The following is a 13,424-nucleotide window of genomic DNA, read 5'->3' as shown; positions in this document are numbered from 1 at the left end:
CGCGGCTCAGGCGGCGATTTCTTTCATGACGGCAAGGAATTTGGCGACTTCGCCGATCGAGTTGTAGTGACACATCGAGACCCGCACACAGGCATCATAGCCAAGCGGTGTCAGGATATTGCCGGAATAGTGATCCGCCTTGCGCAGATGCGTGCGGATACCGTGTTCGTTCAGCCGTTTGACGACCTCGGACGAGGCCACGCCTTCGACACGCAGCGATACCAGACCTTCTCGCGCCGGGTTGTCGGCCCCGCCCAGAATGGTGACTTTTTCCATCTCGGCCAGGCCGCTCAGGTTGCCGGTGCCGTGGATCATCGCGTCGGTCAGCGCCTTTTCCTGCGCATAGATCGCATCACCCGCCGCCAGAAACTTGCCGCGCCGGTCTTCGGCATCGCTGACCTGACTGCCCAGCCATTCGAAATAGGATACGACGTCGGACATCGTGGCATAAGCTCCGGTGTCGCGCGTTCCCATTTCCCAATTGTCCGCGGGGCCATCCAGCAAGGCGTTGTGCTCCAGCGCGGTCAAGCGATCAGAGATCCAGGCCACGCCGTAGCCATGACGCGAAAACACCTTGTAGGGTGAAATCACATAACCATCGACGTAATAGGCGGTCAGATCGATCCGGCCATGCGCTGCGTGCTGGATGCCATCGACGATGATGAAACAATCCGGAGCCACGGCGCGGATGGCCTGAGAGACGGCAGCGACGTCAACGCCCATTCCCGTCACCGGAGAGGTCTGCAGGATCGTCGCCACTTTGGTATCCGGTGTCACGGCCGCGGCATAGGCTTCGGCCGAGACGGTGCCGGTGGCGTCATCATGGGGCACCAAAACGTGGGTTTGCCCGGAAATGCGGGCCCAACGATCACAGGCCGAACGAGTCGCCGGGTGTTCCAATGTGGATCCCAGCACAACGCCCGGACCCGTTCCCAGACATGCGTTCATGATAAGCCGGAACAACAGCTCTGTACCGCTTTCACCCACAAAGAACTGCCCGCCGGGTGCGTTCATGAAATCCCGCATATCCGCCTTGGCCGCGTTGATCGTGGCGACCAGCGCATGGGATCCCGGATTGTCGCGCCCCTGGTTGTCCGGGATGGCGGCGTAACAAACCGAACTTTCCAACACTGAATTCAATGTCAGTGCGCCTCCGGCATTCTCGAAAAAGATCCGTTCACCCTGTTCGGGGCAATGATCGATCTGGGCAAAGCGGCTGCGGATTTGGTTCAGCAGGCTCTCTGATATTTGGCTCATGGTCAGTGGTTCTTGTTTCGTTGTGTGTGCAAAGCTGTGCTTTGCCGACCCTAGGACGGTTCTTGCCGCAAGACATGCAAAAAAAACTGTGGCAAAGCGGTAGAATATTCTGTGCAAGACGCGCGGGTGCCAGCCCAAAGCTTATCACGACGGATACCACCCTTCGCCGGGCCGGGGACCCCGTGCCTGCGGCGGCGGATGGCATATCTTCTTGATTTCCGAGCCATCTGTGGCTGGTCGACTACTCGGGCAAGTACTTTTCCGACCAGCTTTCGGCGGCCGATCCAGCAGAGATCATCGCGTCGATATCCTCATCTGCATAACCGACGCTTCGCAGAATGCTGCGTGTATCCGCGCCGTATTTCGGCATCGGTCCGGGAATGACGATCCGGGCGCGTTCGGGTCGCACAGCGTTTGGTGCAACCAGATCGCACCACCGGCCCATAGGATGCATGTCATGCCGAATGACGCTGAACGTTCCCCGCGTCAGGTCGATATTCCCGGCACTTTCCGGCTGCAACACGGCGTCGCGCGTGTCATGCAGCGATCCCAGAGGCATGACAGTGCTGGCGGAACCGGAAAACGCCTTTCGCCAGTAATCAACAGGTTGCCTTGCAAAATGATCCGCAAGCGCATCCGGCAATTCCTTCTCCGGTGTATCGGCCACGCTGGCGAGGTCCGAGACACGGCGCAGGGCTTCGCGTTGTTCGGCGGGTGCGGCAAAGAACATCCACCCGTCCGCCGCGCGGTAACAATGGTAGAATGGTCCCCAGCCCATAGCTGCGCGCCCGGCTGGTTCGTCAAAGGGCGCGCGGCCTTCGAAATCATACATCAATTGCGCCTGAATGAGGTTGCCGGCCGCCGCCAACGCCGCCCGCGCAATCCCGCCTTTGCCGGTTTTCTGCAATCTCAGCAGGGCCGCACCAAGCGCAACACATGCGCAATAGCCGGTCAGAACGTCAATGGTACCGAAATGCGCATGTTCTTCGGGCGTGGCCATGCCACCGCCAAAACGCACCATGACCCCTGTCGCGGCCTGCGCCAGATCGTCATACCCCAGATGGTCCGATTTGGGTCCGCGCGCAGGACCGCCAAAGGCATCGAGTTGCACCAGTATGAGGCGGGGGTTGATCGCCGCCAGCTCTTCCGCGCTCAAACCCAGGGCATCGCGCTGCTCATCCGTGCCGTTCATGGTGATGACATCCGAGGAGTCGATGAGCCGTCGCAACGCCCGCTTCCCGTCATCCGAGCTCAGGTTTAGCAAAACGCTTTGTTTTCCACGATGTGCGTGCAGACCGAAAACCACGGTGTTCCACGGATCGACTGATGGCTCTGTCGGCTGAACGGATGTCACCTGAGCGCCAAATCGCGCCAGCGTGGACCCGATCGTCGGACCGGCGATCACGTTGGTCAGGTCCAGCACCTTCAACCCCTCCAGCCAGCCCTGGCCGCTTGCGGCTGGTGGTCCGCTGCGCGGTGGTTCAGCAAGTATCGTTGAAACGGGTGCGTCATCAGGGTCGGGGCCCGGTTTTTTGACCAGCGCAGCGCCATCATCCGCAAGCCACGCAACATTTCCCATCTGCTGCATCTTCCCATGACGCGGGTCCTCTACCTCCAACACCAGACCCGAGGCCAAAGCGTGCGGATCGGCCAGCCATTCCTTGCTGAACCGTTGCGCCGTTCCGGGCGCCTTGGCAGACCCGAAAAGGGCTTCCCACTCATGAGAGGGCCTTGTCAGAAAGGCCTTTTTCATCGCGTTGGACACACGCGCGCGATCCCTTGCACCGACGGGGTAGTTGCGCAGCGACCATTCATCCGGCCAGTCTGCGGTATCGAGATAGGCGTCGAAGTCCGGCAATTGATCGGCAAGGTCTTTGAGGCCAAGCGTCTCCAACACCCGCCGGGGATGTGTTTTCACACTGCCCGCCACCACATAGAACCCACGCCCGTCGGCGCAGGTATAAGTTCTATAGAAAGGGTCCAGGAACTCTTCCAGTTCCGCAAAGCTCAGATCCGTTGGCAAGCCTTCGGCTGCGCGCCTGTCAAGTTCCACTTCGCGAGGGGACTTGTAGCGTTCGGGATAGTCTTCAATCTGCTCACAGTTATACACCAACCCTTCCAGCAAAGCCGAAGCCAGAGGCACCTCGATGTGATCGCCTCCGTTTCGGTCACGTGCAGCCAAAGCGAACTGCACGGCCATCGCGCCGAATGAAGCGCCATAGGCGGATGCCAGCGTCAAAGGTGAAAAGGATGGGTTGATGCCCATCAGGCGCCGGTTCAGCCCCATATCCGTGAATTGCCCGGTACGGGCCGCGATCACGGCTTCCCACGCCGGAAGATCGGCCAGCGCGGGATCATTTGAGGCAAACCCCGGCAATGACAATGACACGATGCGCGGATTTATGTCGCGCAGAGCTTTCGGACCTATGCCCAGCCTCTCCATCACGCCGGGCCGGAAGTTCTCGATCACCACGTCAGCCCGCGCCACAAATTCGCGCGCGACCTGCAAACCCCCTTCGGATTTGAGGTCGATCGTCACGGCGGTTTTGCCGCGTGACAGCATGTCTGTGGCCGGTTCTTTCAATCGCGGGCCACCGGGCGGGTCGATGCGGATCACCTCTGCCCCCAAATCAGCAAGCATCATGCCAACCAGTGGACCAGCCAGGTATTGGCCAAAATCGAGGACACGAATATGATCGAGAGGCCTTGCAGTCATCCGTTGTGACCCTCCCAGAGTGTTTGGTGTGTTTGTTGCGTAGCGGCGTGCAGGCAAGAGGTCACAACGCCCTTTCCGGAACAGGCTGAGTTTTCAGGCTTGGGACATAACGCGATCAATGCAATACCTGCCCTTGTTCAACACGCGACAAGGCGGCCACGACCGAGCTTCACAGCCTTCTCCGACGACCCCTGGGCGTACCATGCAGCCGCGCAATGCCAAGAAGTTGTTCGATTTGACCAAGCCATGTCGCAAACGAGAAACATCGCTCAAAAATCCGCGTGTGCCGCATACTTGGAAGCGCTCCGAGGCCCGGATGGAAGCGGATCAGTCGCGTTGCAAGATCACCGGACTGTTGCGCCCGGCAGTCAGAAAACAAGTTATTGGAATCGCTTAAGAACGTGGAGCTTCCCAAGTGTCGGGCGCCACAAGACAAAAGGTCACGGCGCAATCGGCCAAGGGCCACGTTGGCACGTGGCAGGACCTGTCGCGACACATGGCCGGCAATTGCGCTTCCGATAAAATATCTCATTTTCCGCCAATATGACGGCCACATACATCAATTCGTCAAATTGACACCTATGAATTGTCGAGGCCGCGCGTCACGCTTGGAACAGGATGGGAAACAGCGGAGATCTTTATGTCCTGGAATGTGTGCGTTGTCGGCGCTGGAAAGATCGGACAGATGATTGCAACCCTGTTGAAAGGGTCGCCGAATTACTCTGTGACGGTCGCTGATCACGATCTGAAAGCGCTTGGTGATATCTCGAAGATGGGCATTGGAACCAGACAGATCGATGCCAATGACGCGGACGGGCTGGCCCGGGAACTGACCGGTTTCGACGCAGTCATCTCGGCGGCGCCGTTCTTCTTGACCCCTTCGATCGCCAAAGCGTCCAAAGCGGCGGGGGCGCATTATTTCGACCTGACCGAAGATGTTGCGGCCACGAATGCGGTGCGTGAACTGGCCGGGGACAGCGCAACTGCGTTTATGCCGCAATGCGGTCTGGCGCCAGGTTTTGTCGGCATCGCCGGAGCTTCGCTGGCGGCGGAGTTTGACCAGATTGACAGCCTGCACATGCGGGTGGGGGCACTGCCGCTTTATCCGACCAACGCGCTGAAATACAACCTGACCTGGTCCACCGACGGGTTGATCAACGAATATTGCAACCCATGCGATGCCATCGTGAACGGCAAGCTGGTCAAGACCGCGCCGTTGGAGAGCTACGAGATTCTAGGCCATGACGGCGTGGAATACGAATGCTTCAATACGTCGGGCGGTCTGGGCACGTTGCCGGAAACGCTGGAAGGCAAGGCGCGGGATGTGTCCTATCGCTCGATCCGCTATCCGGGTCATTGCGATATCCTGAAGCTGCTTTTGAACGATCTGGGGCTGGAACGCCGCCGCGACCTGCTGAAAGAGATATTCGAGGCCGCCCTGCCCCGCACCGATCAGGACGTGGTACTGGTATATTGCACCGCAAAAGGCGTCATTGATGGCGTGCTGCGCGAAAAGTCCCTGATCAACAAATCCTTTGCCCGCACCATCAATGGACAGGTCTGGAGCGCCATTCAGGTCACGACCGCCGCAGGCGTGCTGGGGGTGGTCGATCTGATGCGGATCGGAGCGCTGCCCTCGAAAGGCTTTGTCCGGCAGGAACAGGTCAAGCTGGACGATTTCCTCAACACTGAGTTTGGCCAGCTGTATCGCGCTGGCGACGTCACCGAACAGAACAAGGCGGCCTGAGATATGAAAGACATCGTAATGACAGCCCAAACCACGCTTGCAAACCTGGATCTGACCGAGGCCCAACTCAAAGGCGGCACGCTCAAGGTCACGTCGCCGATTGACGGAAGCCTGCTGGCCGAAGTGCACGAGACGCCGATCTCGGACATGGACGCCATCTTTTCCCGTGCAAAGGCCGCGTTCAGGGAATGGCGCGTGGTCCCCGCCCCGCGCCGGGGTGAACTGATCCGCCTGTTGGGTGAAGAGCTGCGCGCGGCCAAGGATGATCTGGGTGCTCTGGTCAGTTGGGAAGCAGGCAAGATCACCTCGGAAGGTCTGGGCGAAGTGCAGGAGATGATCGACATCTGTGACTTTGCCGTCGGCCTGTCGCGTCAGCTTTATGGTCTGACCATCGCGTCCGAACGTCCAGGCCACCGGATGATGGAAACCTGGCATCCTGCTGGCCCGGTTGGTGTGATTTCCGCGTTCAATTTCCCTGTCGCGGTTTGGTCGTGGAATGCTGCTCTGGCCCTCGTATGCGGTGATCCGGTGATCTGGAAACCGTCCGAAAAAACCCCGCTGACGGCGCTGGCCTGTCAAAAGGTTTTCGAACGCGCCCTGGCCCGGTTTGGCGATGCGCCGGACGGTCTTCTGCAAACGCTTATCGGTGGCGCCGATCTGGGAGAAAGACTGGTGGCCAGTGAAGATGTTCCGGTGATCTCGGCCACGGGATCGACCCGCATGGGCCGTGCTGTCGCCCCCATCGTCGCACAGCGCTTTGGCAAGTGCATTCTGGAACTGGGTGGCAACAACGCAATGATCGTCGGCCCTTCGGCTGATTTGGAGATGGCTGTGCGCGCGATTGTCTTTTCGGCAGTTGGTACCGCCGGTCAACGCTGCACCACGCTGCGTCGCCTGATCGTGCACAACTCGATCCGCGAAGAACTGGTGAGCCGTCTGAAAAAAGCCTATTCGGGTCTGCCCATCGGCAATCCTCTGACAGACGGCACGTTGGTTGGACCGCTTGTGGACGAAGCGGCGGGCGCGGCGATGACCGCGGCTTTGAAAGCGGCCGAAGCGGAAGGCGGTTCGGTGTTCGGCGGCAACCGCGTTACCGAAGGCGTTCCGGCAGGCGTATACATGGAACCTGCGATTGTCGAAATGCCGGGTCAGACCGCGACCGTGAAAACCGAAACCTTTGCGCCGATCCTATACGTCATGGGCTATGACGATTTCGACGACGCGGTAGAGCTTCAGAATGACGTACCGCAAGGCCTTTCATCCTGCGTGTTTACCCTGAACATGCGCGAGGCCGAGCAGTTCCTGTCCGCAGCCGGATCCGATTGCGGAATTGCCAACGTCAATATCGGGCCCTCAGGGGCAGAGATCGGTGGCGCCTTTGGCGGAGAGAAGGAAACCGGCGGCGGGCGCGAAAGCGGTTCGGACGCGTGGAAAGCCTATATGCGCCGACAGACCAACACCGTGAATTACTCTGCCGAACTTCCACTGGCCCAGGGCGTCAAATTCGACATCTGAGTGTCGCTGGATAGTTGTCGGGCAAAAAACTTGAATAGCCCGCAAAAACACCACCCGGGACGACCAGTCCCGGGTGTTTGTTTTTTCCTATATGTTGAAGCAGTGTTCAGGCCGCGGGTTTCGATGTAGACGCTGCGGCGGTCGTTTCGATGCAGATGGGTTGTCGTGAATGTCGCCAGGGCGGCGGCAACGCGCGTATCGTTTCCATGATGGCCATCCGACGCGTTTCGGTAGGAGACCCTCCGAGGCTTTGCGCCACCTCATAGATCGGGGAATGACCCTGTTCGGTGCGCTGGGGCTGTTCATCTCGAACGTGGCCGATGTGCTAGAACCGTATAGCAAACGGCGTCTGAAGGCGGGATTGGACGCCGATCTGGTGGTTCTTGACGAAAACCTTGCTGTACGGCATGTGATGGCCGGGGGGGAGCAGCATGTCCGCTAAAGCCCGATAGCCCGACGTGGCATGCATGAACAGTTCAAAGCGTCCGCGCGGTCCCCGATGACTGCCCGCTTCAGCACCGGAAGGTAGTTAAGACATGTGCCCTGCACCCATTGATGCAGAGACCCCACGCGGGTTCATTATCCCGATCGGGGGCGGCGAAGATCGCGTCAAGGAAATGCAGATCCATCGCAAGTTCGTTGAGCTTTCTGGCGGCAGCGATGCCGACATCGTCGTGATCCCGACAGCCTCGATGCTGGAAGAAACCGGGCCCGATTATAACCGTATCTTTTCCGAACTGGGTGCGGGCAAAGTAGAGTTCCTGCCTATCTCGCGCAGGGCGGATTGCGACAACCCCGAGTATGTCGAGATGCTTGATCGAGCGACCGGAGTTTTCATGACAGGTGGAAACCAGTTGCGCCTGTCAGCGATTCTTGGGGGAACTCTGGTCGCCCAAAAAATCCGCCGGCGGAATGCAGCCGGTGTTCCGGTTGCCGGAACTTCGGCGGGTGCTTCGATCATGTCTGAACACATGGTTGCCGGTGGCAGCAGCAACTCGGCTCCGGCGGAAGGCAACATTACACTTGCACCAGGTATGGGCCTGACCAATGCCGTCATCATCGATCAACATTTCACCCAGCGTAACCGTCTGGGTCGCCTGCTAACGGCTTCATCTTTCAACCCATTTTTGATTGGTTTGGGAATTGACGAAGATACGGCCGCCTTCATTGGGCCCGACAATGTCTTTGAAGTCATCGGCAGCGGCTCGGTTACTGTCGTGGATGCCAGCCAGTTGACTCATTCATCAATGTGGGATGCCCGGCGGGGCGAAGCGCTTAGCCTTCTGGGACTTCGGCTTGACGTTCTGGGTGAAGGGTGCCGTTATGACCTGACGGCTCGCCAGGCTTTTCCGCCGGATGAGCATCTGGCGTTCTGCACCTTGCCGGATTTTTCCGGGGAAGAGGCCGCAAACGGGGGGAACAAAAGCTAACCAACGGGGAGCCTCATGAAAATAATCTCGACCAATGTCTTTGTCGGCCCGAATGTCTGGGCAAGTTTCCCCGTTATTCGCCACGTCATCGACCTGGGTATTCTGGAAGAGTGGCCATCGGCAAAAATAGGTTCCGAGTTTATCGACGCGCTGATCGAAGCGCTTCCTGGCCTTGCGGAGCATGGCTGTTCCTACCGCGAACCCGGAGGTTTCATCCGCCGTCTGCGTGAAGACGAAGGCACGTGGCTGGGTCACGTTCTGGAACATTGTGCCATCGAGGTTCAGAACGTAGCGGGCACTGACGTGACCTTTGGCCGGACACGCGGCACAGGTGAGCCGGGCCAGTACAACATGGTGTATGAATACCGTCAGCGCGACGTTGGGCTGGACGCAGGGAAGCTGGCAATGCGGTTACTGATGAATCTGTTGCCTCAATCCCTGAAAGATCTGGTGGATTACGATTTCGACCCGGACTTTAACTGGGACGACGAACTGCGCAGCTTTGTTCTGCGCGCGCAGCGCAAGGAATTCGGCCCGTCGACCGGGTCGCTGGTCAAGGCGGCGCAAGAACGCGACATTCCCTGGATCAGACTCAACTCTGGCTCGCTGGTGCAATTCGGGCACGGCAAATACCAGAAACGCATTCAGGCGACGATTACATCCGAGACCAAACATATCTCGGTCGAGATTTCCTGCGATAAGGAAGATACCCACAACCTGCTGAACGATCTTGGCCTGCCGGTTCCACAGCAGCGCATGGTCTATTCCGCCCGCGAAGCTGTGCGTGCTGCGGCGCGCATTGGCCATCCGGTGGTCGTCAAACCATTGAACGCCAATCATGGGCGGGGCGTTTCGATCAATTTGAACTCGGATGAAGAGGTCGAGGCTGGCTTTGCCGAAGCAAAGGAACATTCCCGCAGCCGCGCCATTCTGGTGGAGAGCTTTGTCACCGGGTTCGATCACCGGATGCTTGTGGTGAACAACAAGCTTGTTGCGGTGGCAAAACGGGTTCCAGGCCATGTGGTCGGTGATGGTACGCACACGATTGCCGAGTTGGTCGATATCGTGAACGAAGACCCGCGCCGGGGCATCGGGCATGAAAAAGTACTGACCATGCTCGAGATCGATACTCAGGCCAGGCGCCTTTTGGATGCCGCAGGCGTAACCGAAGAGACCGTCTTGCCGGACGGTGAAATTTTCTATCTGCGTTCGACGGCAAACCTTTCGACCGGCGGCACTGCGATCGACCTGACAGATGTGGTCCATCCCGACAACCGCGACATGGCGGAACGAGCCATAATGGCGGTTGGGCTGGATGTTGGCGGCGTCGATTTCCTGATCGACGACATCACCAAATCCTACAAAGACATCGGCGGTGCCATTGTCGAAGTGAACGCAGCACCCGGTTTCCGCATGCATGTGGCGCCATCCGAAGGACAACCGCGCGATGTAGCCGGCAAAGTGATCGACATGCTGTTTCCAGCCAATGAGGAAACCCGCATTCCGATCGCCGCGATCACCGGCACCAACGGCAAGACGACGACGTCCCGAATGCTGGGCCATATTATGAAGACCAGCGGCAAAACCGTTGGCATGACCTCGACCGACGGGGTCTATGTCGATGGTAAGTTGAGCGTCAAGGGTGACATGACCGGGCCAAAATCCGCGCAGATCGTCTTGCGCGACCCGATGGTTGATTTTGCCGTGATGGAAACCGCGCGCGGCGGGCTTGTGCGGTCTGGTCTGGGATACCAGCGCTCGAACGTGGCGGCATGCCTTAACGTTTCGGCCGACCATCTTGGCCTTGGCGGCATAAACACAGTCGAGGAACTGGCCGTGGTGAAACGCGTGGTGGTGGAAAGCGCGACGGATACTGCGGTTCTGAATGCTGATGACATCAATTGTCTGAAAATGGCTGACTACGCCGGGGCGGATCAGATTTTCTACGTCACGACCAATCCCGGCCACAGCTTGGTCAAGGAACATATCAAGGCAGGCGGAAAGGCCATTGTTCTGGAAAAAGGCATGAATGGAGACATGCTGACGATCTATGACAACGGGCTTCACATTCCGGTCCTGTGGTCGCATCTGATCCCCGCCGCACTGGAAGGCAAAGCGATCTTCAACGTTCAAAACGCCATGTTTGCTGCCGCCATGGCCTACAGCTTCGGGGTCGATCTGGACAACATCCGGCATGGGTTACGCACCTTCGATACCAGCTATTTCCAGGCGCCGGGGCGTATGAACGTCTATGACGAACATCCGTTCAAGGTCATCCTGGATTACGGCCACAACCCCGCCGCTCTCAACGCGATGGCCGCGTTGGCGGATCAATTGGAGATCAAAGGTCGCCGATTGTGTGTCGTTGCCATGCCCGGCGACCGGCGCGATGAAGATATCATCGACGGAGCTGCCGCGCTGGCCGGGCATTTTGACCATTTCATCTGCAAGGCCGATGACCGCCGCAGAGGCCGAGGACATGATGAAGTACCGCGGATGATGCGTCAGGCACTGATCGACAATGGCGTTGACGACGCATCCATTACGGTTATCCCGGATGAGGTCGAGGCCGTAAATGCCGGGCTGCAACAAGCGGTACCGGGGGATCTGTTGGTAATCTTCGGCGACGACACTACGCGCTGCTGGAAACAGATCATCTATTTCAGCTCTGACGGTGCAACCCCAGATGCCGAGGCTGTACCAAAGACCACGGCCGTCGACACATCCTTCGAGGACATGTTCGAAAACGATCAGAATCTGATCAGAGACGAGCGCGGTGTGCGCCTGGCGCGTGAAAACAGCGAAGACGCGGACTGAGCGAGGGCACCGGAATGGACCGGATTGAAGAGCTTGAAACCGCGCTGACCATAGTAAGTGCGACCGCTGATCATATTCAGGTCGGCGACGCCCGGCGTCTGACGGGCCCTGGCCTGTTATGGAACAAACCCGGCGCGGTGATGGATGTATTTTTCACCGGAATTGATCCATCCACGGTCTCGGCCCTGTGGGAAAAAAACGCCCGGCGAGTGCTGGACGCGCTGGGATGGACGGATCAGGATTTGACCCATCGCACATTCACTGGCGGTGTAAATCTGGCGATTTCCGCACCAATGGATCAGCTGTATTCGGCGATCTTCGCGGTGCAGACGGCGTGGCACTTCTGTGCCGCCGAGTTATTGGATGCAACTCCTGGTGACTTTGATCAAATGGTGGCCGATGTCAAAACCGTTATGGCCAAAGAAGCCAATCCGCGCCTGATCGACCTGATCGCAGCGGCCGAGGCGCATGGCGTGGATATTCTGTGCGACGACGATGAGGTTTCAATCGGGCACGGTACAGGTAGTCAGGTCTGCCCGGTTGATGCCCTGCCCGTCCCTGGTGACGTAGACTGGTCCAGCCTTCACAACATTCCAGTTGCGTTCATCACCGGCACCAATGGCAAGACCACGACGACCCGGTTGCTTGAGGCGATCGCGCGGGCATCTGGCAAAGTTGCAGGGCTGACCTCGACCGAGTTTGTGCGGGTCGGCAACGACATTCTTGACCGAGGCGATTACTCGGGCCCGGGTGGCGGCCGGATGCTGCTGCGCGACAAGCGCCTTGAGATCGCCTGCCTTGAAGTGGCCCGCGGGGGTATTCTGCGCCGTGGTCTGCCAACGCGTGCGGCCTCGGCAGCCGCAGTCACAAATGTTGCGAATGACCATTTGGGACAGTACGGCGTCAATACCGTGCCGGAACTGGCACAGGCGAAATTCGCCGTGCATCGCACACTTACCGATGGTGGCGTGCTGGTTCTGAACGCTGATGATGCGTATGTCCGTGCCGAGGCAAAAAACACGTCGACAAATATCTGGTGGTTTTCCTTGGATGCACAAGCGGATCTGATCCGTGACGCGCGCGATTCCAACAAATGCTGCGCCTATGTGCAGCAGGAAAATATCGTGTTTTTCGATGGCACTTCCGAAAAGACGGTGATTGCCGTGTCAAACGTGCCCGTGACCATGGGCGGGGCGGCGAAATACAACACCCTGAACGCCTTGGCCGCCATGTGCCTTGCTCTGGCGCTGGACCTACCCCTTCAGGCAGTGCGAGATGGATTGGCCGGTTTCAAACCCGATGCAAAGGACAATCCGGGGCGCTGCAACGAGTTCAACTATCATGACGCCCGTGTTTTTGTAGATTTCGCACATAACCCGCACTCGATCTCTGCCGTGTGCGAAGCGCTGTCAGGACTTCCGGCAAAACGTCGCTTTATCATGCTCAGCCATGCGGGCGACAGATCGGATCAGGACATTCGGGACGTCACCGCGACGGCTTTGAAATTCCAACCTGACGTAATCGTTGCAGCCGAACTGGAAGGCTATCTGAGAGGCCGGGCGTTGGGAGAAATCCCGGACCTGATCGAATGGACGGCCTTGAAGCACGGATACAACGCTGATCAGATCCAAAGGGCCCCATCCCCTTCTCAGGCCGCGGCCAGGATTCTTAAACAACTTGAGCCGGGCGATCTTGCTTTGTTGCTTGTCCTGTCAGAACGCGACGCCGTTCTTGAGATGCTGGGCGCTTAGGTACGACACCTATTGGCGTACCCCGGCGATCTATTGGAAAACAAACAAACCCCGCATTGGATTTGCGGCATCTAAGAAATCACGGCCACGAATGACTGTCGGCCTGATCATGGGTTTTCTATATTTGTGAGGACGTAATCCACCGTTCAATCTCGCCTCGGGAAACTGAGCGAAACCAATCGCCCGAGTTG

The 13,424-nt window shown here is 58.5% G+C and carries 8 protein-coding genes; 6 read left to right on the top strand and 2 right to left on the bottom strand.

The genetic code is table 11. The features are described from left to right. Positions 1-6: 6 nt before the first annotated feature. The gene (locus tag GS614_RS11490) at positions 7-1,257 is read right to left on the bottom strand and encodes an aminotransferase class V-fold PLP-dependent enzyme (RefSeq protein WP_171726329.1); all 1,251 of its coding nucleotides are present in this window, start codon (positions 1,255-1,257) and stop codon (positions 7-9) included. A 241-nt stretch (positions 1,258-1,498) separates the two neighbouring features. Continuing rightward, a complete protein-coding gene (locus GS614_RS11485; RefSeq protein WP_171726328.1) occupies positions 1,499-3,973 on the bottom strand; it encodes a CoA transferase in 2,475 nt (824 codons plus the stop codon). 640 nt (positions 3,974-4,613) lie between these two features. Between GS614_RS11485 and GS614_RS11480 the strand changes: the two genes are divergently transcribed. The 6 genes from GS614_RS11480 (at position 4,614) to GS614_RS11455 (ending at position 13,233) form a co-directional block, all read left to right on the top strand. Beyond that, entirely contained in the window at positions 4,614-5,720 is a 1,107-nt protein-coding gene (locus GS614_RS11480) for a saccharopine dehydrogenase family protein (protein WP_171726327.1), read from the top strand. 18 nt (positions 5,721-5,738) lie between these two features. Beyond that, positions 5,739-7,235 (top strand): aldehyde dehydrogenase family protein, encoded by a 1,497-nt coding sequence (locus tag GS614_RS11475; RefSeq protein WP_171233345.1) that lies wholly within the window; start codon positions 5,739-5,741, stop codon positions 7,233-7,235. A 274-nt stretch (positions 7,236-7,509) separates the two neighbouring features. Then, positions 7,510-7,677 (top strand): hypothetical protein, encoded by a 168-nt coding sequence (locus GS614_RS11470; protein WP_171117957.1) that lies wholly within the window; start codon positions 7,510-7,512, stop codon positions 7,675-7,677. A 94-nt stretch (positions 7,678-7,771) separates the two neighbouring features. Further along, positions 7,772-8,665, top strand: coding sequence for a cyanophycinase (locus tag GS614_RS11465; RefSeq protein ID WP_171205788.1), 894 nt, complete (start codon positions 7,772-7,774; stop codon positions 8,663-8,665). A 15-nt stretch (positions 8,666-8,680) separates the two neighbouring features. Further along, complete coding sequence (gene cphA / locus GS614_RS11460; RefSeq protein WP_171726326.1) at positions 8,681-11,482, top strand: cyanophycin synthetase; 2,802 nt, start codon at positions 8,681-8,683, stop codon at positions 11,480-11,482. A 14-nt stretch (positions 11,483-11,496) separates the two neighbouring features. Beyond that, positions 11,497-13,233: a Mur ligase family protein gene (locus tag GS614_RS11455; protein ID WP_171726325.1), complete on the top strand. Its 1,737-nt coding sequence runs from the start codon at positions 11,497-11,499 to the stop codon at positions 13,231-13,233. The last annotated feature ends 191 nt before the right edge of the window (positions 13,234-13,424 follow it).

Source organism: Ruegeria sp. HKCCD6604 (genome assembly GCF_013110635.1).
GTDB lineage: Bacteria > Pseudomonadota > Alphaproteobacteria > Rhodobacterales > Rhodobacteraceae > Ruegeria.
This window is presented reverse-complemented; position numbering and strand designations above follow the sequence as displayed.

Coding starts and splice junctions, on each gene's coding strand:
- GS614_RS11470 (WP_171117957.1), top strand. CDS start 7,510: ATGACCCTGTTCGGTGCGCTGGGGCTGTTCATCTCGAACGTGGCCGAT.
- GS614_RS11490 (WP_171726329.1), bottom strand. CDS start 1,257: ATGAGCCAAATATCAGAGAGCCTGCTGAACCAAATCCGCAGCCGCTTT.
- GS614_RS11480 (WP_171726327.1), top strand. CDS start 4,614: ATGTCCTGGAATGTGTGCGTTGTCGGCGCTGGAAAGATCGGACAGATG.
- cphA (WP_171726326.1), top strand. CDS start 8,681: ATGAAAATAATCTCGACCAATGTCTTTGTCGGCCCGAATGTCTGGGCA.
- GS614_RS11465 (WP_171205788.1), top strand. CDS start 7,772: ATGTGCCCTGCACCCATTGATGCAGAGACCCCACGCGGGTTCATTATC.
- GS614_RS11485 (WP_171726328.1), bottom strand. CDS start 3,973: ATGACTGCAAGGCCTCTCGATCATATTCGTGTCCTCGATTTTGGCCAA.
- GS614_RS11455 (WP_171726325.1), top strand. CDS start 11,497: ATGGACCGGATTGAAGAGCTTGAAACCGCGCTGACCATAGTAAGTGCG.
- GS614_RS11475 (WP_171233345.1), top strand. CDS start 5,739: ATGACAGCCCAAACCACGCTTGCAAACCTGGATCTGACCGAGGCCCAA.